Origin of the sequence: Devosia sp. (assembly GCF_036563435.1) — a bacterium.
In the GTDB taxonomy this organism is placed as follows: Bacteria; Pseudomonadota; Alphaproteobacteria; order Rhizobiales; family Devosiaceae; genus Devosia.
In genome coordinates this window covers 669,505-683,005 of the sequence record NZ_DATCMJ010000018.1, presented here as the reverse complement: position 1 = coordinate 683,005, position 13,501 = coordinate 669,505, and the positions used below count along the sequence as shown (strand labels likewise).

Annotated in this window: 8 protein-coding genes and 2 tRNA genes; 8 read left to right on the top strand and 2 right to left on the bottom strand. The window is 59.9% G+C overall.

Annotated elements, in window-relative coordinates; genetic code table 11:
• Positions 1–3: 3 nt before the first annotated feature.
• The 6 genes from VIL88_RS15670 to VIL88_RS15645 all read left to right on the top strand — a co-directional run bounded on the left by VIL88_RS15670 (position 4) and on the right by VIL88_RS15645 (position 8,743).
• The gene (locus VIL88_RS15670; protein WP_331990494.1) at positions 4–321 is read left to right on the top strand and encodes a hypothetical protein; all 318 of its coding nucleotides are present in this window, start codon (positions 4–6) and stop codon (positions 319–321) included.
• 56 nt (positions 322–377) lie between these two features.
• Positions 378–1,319, top strand: coding sequence for a site-specific integrase (locus VIL88_RS15665; protein ID WP_331990492.1), 942 nt, complete (start codon positions 378–380; stop codon positions 1,317–1,319).
• Positions 1,320–1,415: 96 nt separating this feature from the next.
• The gene (locus VIL88_RS15660; RefSeq protein WP_331990490.1) at positions 1,416–3,365 is read left to right on the top strand and encodes a hypothetical protein; all 1,950 of its coding nucleotides are present in this window, start codon (positions 1,416–1,418) and stop codon (positions 3,363–3,365) included.
• A gap of 60 nt (positions 3,366–3,425) precedes the next feature.
• Complete coding sequence (locus VIL88_RS15655) at positions 3,426–4,355, top strand: OmpA family protein (protein ID WP_331990488.1); 930 nt, start codon at positions 3,426–3,428, stop codon at positions 4,353–4,355.
• Positions 4,352–5,659: an EH signature domain-containing protein gene (locus VIL88_RS15650; RefSeq protein WP_331990486.1), complete on the top strand. Its 1,308-nt coding sequence runs from the start codon at positions 4,352–4,354 to the stop codon at positions 5,657–5,659. The genes VIL88_RS15655 and VIL88_RS15650 overlap by 4 nt, the downstream gene beginning before the upstream one ends.
• A gap of 3 nt (positions 5,660–5,662) precedes the next feature.
• Entirely contained in the window at positions 5,663–8,743 is a 3,081-nt protein-coding gene (locus tag VIL88_RS15645; protein ID WP_331990484.1) for a DEAD/DEAH box helicase, read from the top strand.
• A 99-nt stretch (positions 8,744–8,842) separates the two neighbouring features.
• Here VIL88_RS15645 and VIL88_RS15640 read toward each other — a convergent pair.
• Positions 8,843–8,919 (bottom strand) — tRNA-Pro (locus tag VIL88_RS15640).
• Positions 8,920–9,077: 158 nt separating this feature from the next.
• Between VIL88_RS15640 and VIL88_RS15635 the strand changes: the two genes are divergently transcribed.
• Positions 9,078–9,152 (top strand) — tRNA-Gln (locus VIL88_RS15635).
• Positions 9,153–9,505: 353 nt separating this feature from the next.
• Entirely contained in the window at positions 9,506–12,508 is a 3,003-nt protein-coding gene (locus VIL88_RS15630; protein WP_331990482.1) for a hypothetical protein, read from the top strand.
• 42 nt (positions 12,509–12,550) lie between these two features.
• Here the strand turns inward: VIL88_RS15630 and VIL88_RS15625 are convergent, their stop codons facing one another.
• Positions 12,551–13,216 carry a response regulator transcription factor gene (locus tag VIL88_RS15625; RefSeq protein WP_331990480.1) on the bottom strand — a complete coding sequence of 222 codons (666 nt, stop codon included), beginning with the start codon at positions 13,214–13,216 and terminating at the stop codon, positions 12,551–12,553.
• Positions 13,217–13,501: the final 285 nt, after the last annotated feature.

Below are 13,501 nucleotides of genomic sequence, written 5' to 3'. Positions count from 1 at the left end.
CCCATGACGCTCGATCAAGCATGCAAGCTGGAGTTCGGGGGCGCCATTAAGCCCGGAACGCTAAAGGCGGAACATCGGCGTGGGAACTTGGTGCTGGAGCGGATCGGCAACAAGGACTTCGTCACGCGCATTGCAATACGGGAAATGCGTCGCAAGTGTCAGGTGGACCAGTCGGAAAGGGCCCGCGACTTTGGCTTCAGCCAGAGCGCAAGAATCGCAACGGCAGCGTCGAGGCCGCACGGTGGGTCATCCGTGACGGCGACGCAAAGCGCAGCACTGGATGCGCTGAAGGTGAGCGTAGCCGGGCTGAAAAGGCACTAGCGGACTATATCGCTCTTAAGCATGATCCTCGCCGGAATGTCGGGCAGCCCGGCCATGTGCTGATCGCCGACGTCCTCAGCATCTATGCGCGGGACGTGGCACCCAATCATAGCCGGCCGGAGGAGACCGCGTCAAAGATACTTCGTCTCGCTTCCTGGTGGGGGGATCCCGCATTTGCTCGGCGTAAGGCATTTGGGTCGGCGCCGGTCCTGACCGGCTTTGTGAGTGACGTCAATGATGCCAGTTGCAGAGCGTATTACGAGTGCCATGGAGCCAATCGGAGCGCGGCCCGCGATCTCGAGATCCTACGCGCAGCCCTCAACCATGCGCACGACCAGCGCATCTTGGCGACTACCGTGAAGGTTAAGGTGCCGCATAAGTCTTTATCGCGCGAGCGCTGGCTCACTCGTTCAGAAGTAGCCAAGTTGGTCTGGACCGCTTGGCGCGGCGGTCGCAGCGCCAACGGAAAGTCGGGTGAGGGCGATAACTGGCATATGCGCCGGCACCTCGCTCGGTTCATTCTGTTGGCCGTTTATACCGGATCCCGCAAGCAGGACGTGCTCAATGCGTCTTTCGAGCGACATCCCGACCACGGGTTCATCGATCTGGAACGCGGTGTATGGACTAGGAAGGCCGCTTCGAAGGTCGCAACCACGAAGCGGCAGACAGCCATCCCGCTGCCACCCGGCCTGCTTGCACATCTGCGGCGCTGGCGCCGCTCAGGTCAGAGCTTCGCTGTGGAGTTCAACTGCAAGAAGGTCGACAACATTAGCAAGGCATTCCGCGCACTCGTCGCAGAATGTGGTTTGGATGCGGACGTGATCCCGCATGCCCTCCGCCACACCGGAGTGACCTGGGCGATGCAGAACGGCGTCGCCCTATGGGACGCGTCGGGGTATTTCGGCATGAGCCCGAAGGTTCTGATGGAGGTCTACGGCCATCATCATCCAGATCACCTCATCGGTGCTGCAGCCGCCATGGGCAGGCGGAGGCGGTAAGGTGAGGTGTGTCTTACAGTGTTCGTCTATTCAGGTAAAAAGTTGCTGAGCTCTGAACGCGCGCTATAACTTGCCTCTATTGTTTTGGGGGCATTGATGGATTTTCTACAGAGCACCGGGGTCGCGGTTCGAAACGCGGTCCTTTTCGTCGCGTCCGGGTTGAGAGACCCTGCGGCTCCAGGCGTTATTACGCTAGTGCTACTTTGTGCCCTTGCCGCCTCAGTTGTTTCGTTCTGGCTCCGCAACGGTTCTCGCGTCGCCGCGATGCGTTGGCTCGATAAACTGGTGCGCCAATATCCGGACGACGCGGCTTTGAGCGGAAGCCTCGAAACGCTGAAGGCGCAGGTCTTCGAGGAGGCCCGAGGGCGCGACCGCGCAAAAGTGGCGGCGAACTGGCGCGAATTTGCTGAGACTTTGATCCCTCAGGACGACGATGGGCGCACAATTTACCATAATTCGGTGCGTCCCTCGACGTTCTTCAATCTTGACGACATGGGGTTCGGCCCGGGATTCTGGCGCCATGCGCCAGGGTTGTTTGTGTCCGTCGGGCTATTTCTGACCTTTCTTGGTCTAGTTTCGGCGTTGAATTCGATGGTCCCGGAAGGAGGAGGAACCATTGGCCCTTCTGAAATGAACGACTTGCTGACCGTGGCGTCAGCAAAGTTCATTATGTCGCTGACAGGCTTGCTATGTTCGATTCTATTCACGGTTGTTCTGCGTCACGGCCTGCATCGCGCAGAGGACACCGCCCATCGTTTGTCGGATGGCCTTGAGGAGCGGTTGGCCTTCCTCAGCTTGGAGGCGCTTGCGGCAAAGCAGCTCAAGTCCATGCGCGAACAGGAGACCCTGCTCAAGAACTTCGCAACGGAGCTAGTTGCTGAGCTGGGTCGACCGCTCAAGGATATGCCAGCGATGATCTCTGAGAGCATTGGGGAAAATCTTCGACCGCTTCTCGATCAAGTTGGCAAGGCCGGCACCGATGGTGTGGGCACGCTGGTGCAGGATCTGAGTAGCCGCATGAGCGAGGACGTTAGCCGCGCATTAGGCAAGGCCAGCGACAGCATTTCGGAAGCTGGCGATCGCATCGCAAAGCTCTCCGACCGCATGGACCAGAGCTCATCGAAGGTCGGGGATGAGCTCAACGTCGCGCTCGCTCGTGTCTCCGAAGCCGTGGCTAGCATAAGAGACACATTGGGAGATGCTGCGCGCGACACTGGTGGCGCCTTCAACGCTGGAGCCGAGAAACTGCTGGGTGTCATGAACCAGACGCTGGAAGGCATTCGCGACAACACCTCTCAAGGCGCCGAAGCCCTTAGCGCTGCTGCGGCGAGCCTGCGCCAGGCCGGCGAAGGGTTCGGGAAGCAGATTGAAGACGCGGGCCGCACGGGTGCGGAAGCAGCAAGTCGTGAGCTTAGCCGCGTCACCTCCGATGCCACGGAAAAAGCAGCTAGTGAGGTGTTGGCGCCCCTCGATGCGATAGCCGAGAAGATTGAGGCGGTTACGCGTCAGGTAGCAGCCGCGGGCAATGATATGCGCCTGTTCGCCGATGGGGTGAAGGCGGGCGCCGATGCGTCCGTGGTGGCTTCGAATGCCTTCCGCGCGGCGAGCCAAGAGCTGACTTCGGCCGCTGCGCCGATCCGGTCGTCTATCGGCAGTGTCGAGGCATCCGTTTCGGCTTTGGCGGATGCGACGCAGAATGTAGCAACTACGGTCTCTCGTTCCGCAGAATCGACAGCGCGGGCGGCGGCAGACGCATTGTCGTCTGCTCAAGCGGTTCTCGGTAGCGAGCAACAGGCCATTGAGAATGCGCTGGAAGGCATCCAGGTCGCGCTGCAGCGGCTGCGGGAGCAGGGCGACCGGATCGATGACATTGATGGCAAGCTTGGCCGCGCGTTTGAGATCTATACGCAGCAAGTTTCGGGAGCGGTCGATGGCATGCGGCAACACGTCCAGGAACTGCAGGAGAAGCTGCAACCAGGCATCGATACCTTGAAGACGGTAGTCGAAACGGCCGAGGAGTTTATTCCTCGGAGCCGGACGCGATAGATGCGTGCCGCATTTCGACGCCGGAGCAGGGAAGACGAAGAGGAGTCAGTCTTCGTCTCTATGACCGACATGACGGTCAGTTTCCTGTTCATCATTATGATCATGCTGGCCTTCTTCGCCAGCCGATTTAACCCTGAAGAAAGCGTGACGCGCGACGAATTTGACAAGGTCATTGTCGAGCGAGACCAACTGCAAGCTGAGGTCGCCGACCTTGAAATCGTAATTGCCGATCTCGTTGCAGAGCGTGACAGCCTGAAGATTGAACTTGCCGAGGCCCACATACAGATTGCGGCTCTACGGCTAAGGATCGAGGAACTTGAGGCCGAGATCGAACGGCTAAAGACCGAGCTAGCAGAAAGAGATCCGGTGGAGGAGTATCTCAAGCGCACCGCCGTGGTGCGTCAACGCATCTTGGAGCAATTGCGTGATCAGCTCAGGATCGATTTTCCGGACCTGCTAATTGAGATTAGCCAGGAGCAGGACGCGTTGCGCTTTTCAGGGGATGGGCTGTTCGCGAGCGGCCAGTCGGTATTGGCGCCAGGTAAGCGCGAGATCGTGGAGACGATTGCGACTAGGCTTGAGCAGATACTGCCCTGCTACACACTTGGCACCAGCGCCAGATGGTCGCTGAACTGCAATGAGAGTGCTGCGATTATTGAAGCGGTGCAGATTGAAGGTCACACTGACTCTACGGGCGATGACCGGTTGAACCTCGACCTGTCCACAAAACGAGCGAATGAGACGTTCTGGTCTATGCTGGATCGCGAGCCGAACCTTGATAATCATCTGAACTTCCGAGACCAGCCAGTGCTTTCCGTCGCCGGCTACGGAGAGATGCGCCCGATCGCTGAGAACGACACAAGTTCCGGTCGGTCCGCGAACCGGCGCATCGATCTTCGCATCATCATGTATACGCCAACGATATCGTCCGAGATCGACGAGATAGGCAGGCGTCTTGGAGCAGCTCCGAGCGGGGAGCCAATGCCATGAGCCTTTCCGGCGTCCTTGGGCGTCTCCAGCCATATCGACCGCGGGCTTTGCCTTCGCTGTCTCCCATCTCCGCTGCAGTTGAGCGAGTTCTGGCCAACTGGCCGGATTTGGTGCGGGAGCCACCAGAGAGTGACCGCGAGCGCATCGTGATGGAAATGAAGCGTCGACTTGACCAGGACGACTGGCAGGACCTTCACACCTCGCTCGTAACTTCCGCGGCTGTCGCGCTGTTCGACGAACAACGACGAGGTCGCGAAGATCTGGCGGCGCTGCGGCAGTTCTATCTCGATGAGGTTGCCGCCAATGATAGCAAGGCATTTCGCAACGGCATGATGGCGGTCTATCTGGGCTCGTATCTTCCCGGCGCCCCGCACACCATCAAGCTGGGTCGCGCACTGAGCCAAGTATCTAGCCTCCTTGGGGAGCGATGGCGTCCGCTCCTGTCAGCGGTGCCCCGTTTGCTCGATGGCACGTCTGCTCACGAGCAGTTGGGACAGCTCATGCTCGCAATGCCGTCGCCATGGTCCGACCTAAAAACTATTGGGATGCGCAAGCCACACGACGCTGGCCTGATGACGCATACACATCTGAGTTTTGTAAAAGCCATCGCACCATCTCTCAAATCTGAGCCTTCAATTGACAAATTGCTTAGTTGGTTGAGGCCAGATGGGGCTCTGCAGGCAAAGAAAGAAGGCGCAGCGCAGGCCATAGCCGCACTGCTATCGCCATGGTCGAGCGATCCTCCTGACGAACTGCGCAGTTCGTTGACGACGCGCCTAACTAGTTCTTATGGGGACCCCAGGACGCGCGGCGGCGAAGCGCCGTGGGGTCAGGTGCCCCAAGATCTGGTTGAGCGAATTTCGCGGTGGCTGACCGGCGAGAACATCAGGTTCTTCATGGACGTGGTTTCGGCGGTCGAGACCAGTCATATGTGGGAGCCTCGGCGTCGCTTCTGGCTGCAGTTGCATAGGGAGAAGCGAATCGACAGCGCTTGGGTAGCGCTTAGCGACGACGGCGCGCGACGAGCACGTGAGATGGCTCAAGGACGTCCGGGTCTGGCTTTTGGCCGTCAGACAGCAGGTGGAAGCCGGGTAAATACCTGCCTCCTGGTCCTGAAGGTCGGCTCGAGAATCGTCGTTGAGGGGTCCCACAGCTACAAGGTGCACGTATTTAGAGAGGGGGGCCACAAGACCCCTAAACTTTATCAGCCACGCTATGATTGTGAGGACATTCGCATGATCCCTGGAGCAGACTCACGTGCGCATAACGGCGATTGGCAGGGTTGGGTCAGAGAAAGGATCTAGGGGATGGATTTGAGCTTCGAATACGACGCGACAGGCATCACGTTGCGCGCTCCCCAAAAGGCCGGACTTGCTCGCCTTTTTTCTCGCTCTGGGATCAGCAACCTAAAGAAGCTCCCGCCCACCGAGCGCGACATGATCCTCGCCGTTGCTGACCTTCGCGCGCTTAGCGACGACGATACCCGAGAGCTACAGATCTACGATGACCGCATTTGGCTGTCGCACCGTTTGGCATCAAAGCTGGATGCTGGGAGTGCCAGCTCGCTCGGCTTGCCGAGGCGGGTTGATCTGACCCTCAGCACCGACGTTGAGGGCGTCGTCGGCTCAAGGGACTTCAAGCTGGTCTATCAGTGGACCAAGTCTGGCCAACGTCAGCTTCCCAAGCGCGTTGGCGCGATCCTCGAAACCGGGCGGGGCAAGAGACTTGTTCCACACTGGATGCTCGACGCCATCGAAATTGCCGAAGGCCCGCGCACTGGCGGCACCGACGAAACCGACTGGGAGGCACTTGCCCGTTTCCGCCAAGCACTTGAGCCTGGTCTGCACATGAGCCGCGACGATGCCGCCGCTCGGATGTCGATGACGGATTTCTTATCCGGCCTGGAGGTGCGCATATCGGACTCGTTCTCCTTATCGCCGACTACAGACGGCACGGATTTTGAGGTTGTGCCGTTTTCTCGTGACCGTCTGGCGAGCGAAGGGGAGGTGAGGGAAGGCGAGATCGATGAGGCGCAAGGCGAACTCACGGAGGACTCACTCAGGGCTTTTCAACGTCGCCTGCGTGATCGCGGTGCACTTCCAGCGTATCGAGTAAAGCCGGGTAGCTATCTGATCATCGATACAAGCGCGATGCCGGCCTTAAAGTTGATGGCTGAGAAGCAACACGCTCCGCGTGAAGAGCGGCAAGCCTTTATAGCCAATCCTCGTCCGGCACTGACCGAAGCGATCGTCGCCGATCTGGAATCACGCGGCCTTCTTGACGGCTTGGATGCCGCCGGGTTCGAGGAGTCGGTTGAGGCATTTGCGGGACCGGTATTGGTGGAGACGGCCCAATATTCTAGCCGCGTTCTGGGGACCAAGCTGTTCGAGAAGAATGCCCCGCTGCCGCATTCCGATCCGTCTACCTGGATGCCAGAGGAGTTCGCGCGAAAGCTCGCTGAATATCTTGAAGAACAGAATCAAGAGTCGCTTGCACAGCTGCATCGTGATGTGACTTCGGCGATAGAGGCGGGTCACTCATCAATAGAGCGCGAAGGCATCGAGATTCCCGCCAGGCCGGAAACGCTGACCACAATCTCGGCGCGACTGGACCGCATGACTGAGCCGGTTGATGATGACGACGCCCAGCCGATCGTAGAGCAAGGCCCGATTGTGCTCGACAGCAAAAGCAATCTGCGTGAGCTACAATGGTATGCCTCTCTCAAGCCCCGGACGCTCAGAGACCCTTCGCTGCCCGCTCTCGTAAAAACAGCTCTAAAGCCACATCAGGTTGCGAGTTTCGAATGGCAACAGGCAGCCTGGAAGGCGGGCCTGCCGGGTGTGCTCAACGCCGACGAGCAGGGATTAGGCAAAACGCTACAAACCATTGCGTTCCTTTCGTGGCTTCAGTCTGAGATGAAACTGCCGTCGCAACGGCGTCCACTGCTGATTGTCGCGCCGACGTCTCTTCTGCTGAACTGGGAGGAGGAGGTCGAGCGGCACCTTGAGGCACCGGGCCTAGGTCACGTCATCCGACTCTACGGCAGCGGCATCGGCACAAGGAAGCATTTCGGGGCACACGGCCGTGACATCGATGACGGCAGCGCCAAGTTGGATTTGAGGACGCTTCAGGAAGCGATTGAGGAAGGGCGCGCCCATCGGTTCTGGGTGCTGACGACCTACACCACTCTCACCAACTATCAGCATTCACTCGCGACCATTCCGTTCGCCGCTGCAGTGTTCGATGAAATCCAAACTCTCAAGAACTCCCGCAGCATGCGCTCGGAAGCAGGGCGGTCCATCAAAGCCGACTTTACGATCGGTCTCACTGGGACACCGATCGAAAACACGGTGCTTGACCTCTGGGCGGTCTTGGATCAAGTCGCCCCGGGCCGCTTGGATACCGAAGAGAATTTCATTGCGCGGTATCGAGAGCCGGACGCGACTAACATGGCCGAGTTGCACGGCCGCGTCTTCAAATCACATGACGATGTGCCTCCGGTTGGCATCAGACGTCTCAAGTCGGAAGTCGCATCGGATCTGCCTCCAAAGCGCCGCCGGCTCTATCCGCGTGCCATGCCCGCCGAACAGCAGCTTGCCTATGAAGACGCCCGTCTCAAGCTCGCCCAGGGAGGACATGGCGCCGCGCTGAAGATGCTGCACCATATCCGTGCCGTCTCCGTGCACCCAGATCTCGAAGCGCGGAATGGCAACGACGAATTCATAGAAGCCTCTGCCCGGCTCACCGCGTGCTTCCAGCTGATCCGAAAGATCCAACAGTCTGAGGAGCGGGCACTGGTTTTCATCGAGCACCGCCGGATGCAGTATCGCTTCATTGAGCTTGCAAAGGCCGAACTTGGGCTACGTCAGATAGATTTGATCAACGGCGATACGCCCATCAAGACCCGACAGAAGATCGTCAATCGCTTCCAGCAACACGGGTCTGCACCTGGCTTTGATCTGCTGGTCCTTGGTCCCAAAGCTGCCGGCACCGGCTTAACGCTCACGGCGGCCACTCACGTAATTCATCTATCTCGATGGTGGAATCCTGCCGTGGAGGAGCAGTGCAACGATCGCGTCCATCGCATTGGTCAAACTCGCGATGTAACGGTTCATCTCCCGATGGCGATTCATACCGGATATCGGGAGGCATCTTTTGACTGCCTCCTGCACAGCCTGATGCAGAAGAAGAGGAATCTGGCCGAGTCTGCCCTGTGGCCAATGGGCGATACGGGCGCCGACGCGGAGCAATTGCAGGACATGTTGTCAAACAGCGTCTCCCATCCTCCCAGCAGTGGAGACCCCGTAATAGGTGCTATCAAGGCGATGTTTGCGAGGGATGGCCTGCAAATGCCCAAGTGGGAAGCTGACGGTTCGGTGCCGCTGTAGGGACAAGCAAACTACCGGCCGCAGCTGCGATATGGACGAACCCTGTCGGTAACCCTGTCGGTGTAAAAAACCCCGACGTCCGAGAACGCCGGGGTTGATTGGTCGGAGTAGAGTGATTCGAACACTCGACCCCCTGCTCCCGAAGCAGGTGCGCTACCAGGCTGCGCTATACTCCGTCATGATTGCGACACGGGATTTCGGCCGTTCCGGCCGGTCGCGATGGGGCGGGTTATAGCTCCGCTTCACCCCCGGTTCAAGCGTCTCACCGAGGCTTTTTACAAGGGGCGGAGGTGAGTTGCGAAGCGAAATCAAACCGTGTAGGAACCGCCACAGTTGGGGTGTCGCCAAGTGGTAAGGCAGCGGTTTTTGGTACCGCCATTCCCAGGTTCGAATCCTGGCACCCCAGCCACTCCACTTGTTTGTCTATCCGTCATACTAGGGCGCTCTGGTTGGTGCCTGCTTGGACGCGACTAGGGTAAGCCAATCCACGTGCTGATGCTCAGGCGGCCTTCACGGATCGGCTCGGTCATGGCCTGGAATATGTGTGCCATCTTCACCGTTCTAGGGTGGATGGACTGTTCCTCATGAACTCGGGGCAGGGCTGGGAGAAAGAGGCTAGCAGAGTGGGTGCACTGACACGCGTGGTCAGGCCCATCCACCGCCTTACATGGTCGAAGGGTGCGCTGAAGCAGCGATCTTGATAACCGTCAATGCTGATCGGCGCGATTGAGCCAGAATACCCGCCAGTTGCGGGAGTTCAAAATGCGTCTTTGGTCAACGATAGCCGCCGTTTCCGTCTTCGCCCTTGCCGTACCCGTGGACGCAGGCGCCAGTCCGCCACTCTGCCGCACGGCTGACCACGCATGCCTCAAGGGGCAGCTCGAACATGCCGCTACCGCCGGCGACATAGTGGCCAAGATCGAGCTTGCGCGCATGTTGCTGAACGAACCTGAAAGTGGATCAAACTGGGGTCGCGCGGCTGGCCTTTTGCACCAGGCGGCGCGCACCGGAGATGCCTGGTCCGTCAGCATTCTCGCCAGCCTGTATCGTGAGGGCAAGGGCGTGCCTGAGGACGGGCGCCAGGTCATGAAGCTGCTGATCCCGCTAGCCGCAAAGGGAAGCATCGGGGCGGTTGCGGGGTTGGGTGACCTTTTCGCCTCCGGCGCCACTCCCATAGCGCCTGACCCTCAGAGAGCGGCACGATATTTTGCTCGGGCGGCAGCCGAAGGGGACGTGCACAGCAAGTACCAGCTCGCGCTGATGCTGCTTGATGGCAATGGCGTTCGCGCCGACATCGCCCGGGCGATCACTCTGCTTGAAGAGCTCAACCGGTCTGGCGATCCGTGGATCTCCATCCAGCTTGGGGAAGTATACGCCAGCGGCAAGAGTGGTCCTGCCGAACGCGCGATCGACTATTTCGCTCAAGCTGCCGAAACCGGCAACGCCTCCGCCATGGTTCGCCTCGCCCAGATGTACCAGACTGGCATAGGCACCGTGGGGCCAGATCTCCAAATTGCCATGGACCTGCTCGAGCAAGCTGCAGCCCTGGGCGACATGGGCGGGCAGGTGCAATTGGCACTGGTGCTGCTGGCGAGCGGGACGAGCGAGGATGCAAGCCAAGCCATCGAACTGCTCGAACGGGCAGCCGAAACAAACCAGGCGTGGCCTGCGACCATCCTGGCCCAACTCTACGCCGAGGGGAGGCAGGCGCCGCTTGACGGTGCCCGCGCCGTTGGGCTCCTGCAGCCCTTCGCTGACCAGGGCGTCACCGTGGCTTTGACCGGCTTGGGGGGCATCTACGCCAAGGGCGCTGGCATTGTTCCCGCCGATCCGGCGCTTGCACGCCACTACTTCGAGCAGGCAGCAGGCTCCGGTGATCTGTCTGCCAAGAACCGTCTTGGCTTCATGCTGATCAACGGGGAGGGCGGTACTGCCGACGTCGCGCGCGGCCTCCGCCTGCTTGAGCCGGTGATGGAGAGTGGCGACACCTGGGCCATGCTCCAGCTGGGTGACACCTACGCCCAAGGCACTGCCCTGCCGCAGAACGCAGAGCGGGCGCTGCATTATTATGGGCGTGCCGCAGAACTCGGCAATGCCGCCGGATTGAGCCGGATCGGCATGATCTACCGGAATGGGTTGGCAGACGTGGCGCCCGATCTGGCACAGGCGCAGGAGTATTTCGAGCGGGCTCTTGCCGAGGAAGATGCAACCGGTCGCATTCAGCTGGCCCTGCTTTTGCTCGAGGACGGTCCGGCGCAGGATATTGCGCGCGCCGAGCAACTGCTCGCCGCTGCAGCCAGTGAGGGGGACGCCTGGGCGACAACCATCCTGGCTGACCTGCTCACAAGGGGCGAAAAGGTGGAAGCTGATGGTGCGCGCGCTCTGGCCCTGCTTCAGCCCCTTGCCGAGCAAGGGAACGCTGCCGCTCTGTCCGGCCTAGGCGTTCTTTATGCCAGGGGCGCAGGGACGCTTGAGCCCGACCCTGCCAAGGCGGGCGCTTACTTCGAGCAGGCCGCGGCCTTGAACGACTACGTGGCCAAAAGCCGGCTCGGCATGATGCTGATCGCAGGTGAGGGTGTTGCCGTGGACCCCGCGCGTGGTCTGGCGCTGCTGCGGGAGGTTGCGGCTATCGGCGACGGCTGGGCCAAGATCCAGCTGGGCGATGTTCTCTCCTCGGGCAAGAACGTTCCGCTTGATCCACAGGGAGCCCTTGCAGCCTATCAAGCAGCCCGCGATGCGGGCCTCCCGGCTGCTGCGATCAAGCTGGGCTACCTCTTCCTCTATGGAAAGGGAAATATCGCTCCCGATCCGGCACGCGCCGCCAATCACTTTGCGGATGCGGCAGAAGCCGATCTCAGCGCTGGCAAGGTCAGCCTCGCCTTGCTGCTGCTCGACGGCAAGGGCGTGGAAAAAAACGTCGACCAAGCCGTCGATCTGTTGCAAGAGGCTGCTGGTCACAGTGACGCCTGGGCCAGCGGTGTTCTTGGCGGTCTCTATGCCGACGGGCGCAATTTGAAGCCAGACTACCGGCAAGCCCGCGATTTTTCTCAAGCCGCGTTCAACGCTGGCGATCAAGCTGCCATGCTGCGTTTTGGCATGTCTTTGGCTATCGGACCACTGGCGCCGGACCATCGTGCCGAGGGTATAGATTACGTCACGGAAGCCGTGGCTGCGAACATTCCTGGGGCCGTGGTTGAGCTGGCTCGCCTGCAGAGCATGGGACTTATGGGCAGTGACGGAGCGGTCGAAGCGGAGCGTAATCTGCTTGCCGAAATCGAGGCCGGCAATCCCGCCGCGCTCAGGCTTTTACTGCAAGTCTATCGATCCGGTGGCCCAGGACTCAAAGCTAGCCCACGTAAGGCGCGCGGCCTTTTGGAACAACACGCGGCGCTGCTGACATCCCCAGCGCTGGCTTTCGAAACCGTGGCGCTACACTCCATGGCTCCCGCGACCGAAGCGTCCTTAAGCGAGATCGGAGCAGCCCTAAGCGGCATTGCCTCTGCGGATTTCCCACAAGCCGTTCAGATGATGTTCTGGGGCAACAAGAACGCCTACGTTTACGCGCTGCAGTTCGGTTTGCGGGACGTTGGTCTGTATAGCGGCCCAATGAGCGGATACCTGACCAAGCAGACAATCTCGGCCATCAACCAGGCCTGCGCACAGCAGCAGATCGAGGAGATCTGCCGCCGAGGTCCGTTGACGCCGGAAGTGGCCGTGAGCCTGGGAGAGTATCTCGCCACACGTCCCGCCCCCCTGCGCTCGTGAGCGAGGGCGACAATCAGTTTCAGGCGTAAGTTGCGGCGGGCCTTATAAATGCCTTCCTGCATCCCCAAGCAACCGGCCTGCCAAGACAGCCGCTTCGACCCGATTGCGGACCCCGAGCTTCGCGAAGATGTGGGCTAGGTGGTACTTGACCGTGGCAGCGCTGATGCCCAGCCGGGATGCAACTTCCCGGTTATTGTCGCCTTCGCTGATGGCGGCCAGCACGGCAAGCTCCTGAGTGGTCAGGCTTACCTCAGGTCTGGCGGCGGCTGTGATCCGAGCGTTCTCCTTCAGCGCTTCCAGCCATCCCGTGAGCGCTTTCGGCGATAGATAGGTCTCCCCCTCGTCGATACTGTGTATGATCAAAACAAGCTCGTCAGGCAGAACTTGTTTGGAGACAAAGCCGCTCGCACCCGCCGCCATGGCGGCTACGACGTCTTGGGTGTCTTCGGAGGTCGCCAGGACCAAAATTTTGGTGTTCGGCGAGGCGGCGACTATTTCACCGAGAATGTCGCCACTCTTTGAGCTTTGCAGGCAAAAACCCACCAGCAGCACGTCCGGCTGAAATCGCTTGGCCAGAGCGATTGCTTCCATGGCATCGCTGCCTTCTGCAATGATCTGGACTGTGGGTGATCCGGACAGGACTTGATGCAGGCCAAGACGGAAGATGACCTGATTATCAACGATGACGACCGACACGGGCTTAGTCATCAATCTTCCGATCAGTAAAACACGCGGTTCCCGAAGTAAGGATACAGAGCTGCCTAAAATAAGTAGCCCGAACGGTTTGGCTTCAGCAAGCTCTGTATTCATCGCAGCCTAAGCTTGATCGACCAAGGTCCCTATCCAGGTGGTTAGCCGGCGCTAGCCGATCCGTTAGGGGCTGATGCGACCTATAGGGAAAAAGTCGAGGGACCTCCTGACATTATCCGCTGCCTCCCCGGCCGGCATAGTCACAGCATGGAGACTACGCGGCTCGATGGGCTTGTCGCGATC

What these genes read in the sequence shown, in the direction of transcription:
- VIL88_RS15670 (WP_331990494.1), top strand. Translation starts at nt 4, where the DNA reads ATGACGCTCGATCAAGCATGCAAGCTGGAGTTCGGGGGCGCCATTAAG.
- VIL88_RS15660 (WP_331990490.1), top strand. Translation starts at nt 1,416, where the DNA reads ATGGATTTTCTACAGAGCACCGGGGTCGCGGTTCGAAACGCGGTCCTT.
- VIL88_RS15655 (WP_331990488.1), top strand. Translation starts at nt 3,426, where the DNA reads ATGACCGACATGACGGTCAGTTTCCTGTTCATCATTATGATCATGCTG.
- VIL88_RS15650 (WP_331990486.1), top strand. Translation starts at nt 4,352, where the DNA reads ATGAGCCTTTCCGGCGTCCTTGGGCGTCTCCAGCCATATCGACCGCGG.
- VIL88_RS15645 (WP_331990484.1), top strand. Translation starts at nt 5,663, where the DNA reads ATGGATTTGAGCTTCGAATACGACGCGACAGGCATCACGTTGCGCGCT.
- VIL88_RS15630 (WP_331990482.1), top strand. Translation starts at nt 9,506, where the DNA reads ATGCGTCTTTGGTCAACGATAGCCGCCGTTTCCGTCTTCGCCCTTGCC.
- VIL88_RS15625 (WP_331990480.1), bottom strand. Translation starts at nt 13,216, where the DNA reads ATGACTAAGCCCGTGTCGGTCGTCATCGTTGATAATCAGGTCATCTTC.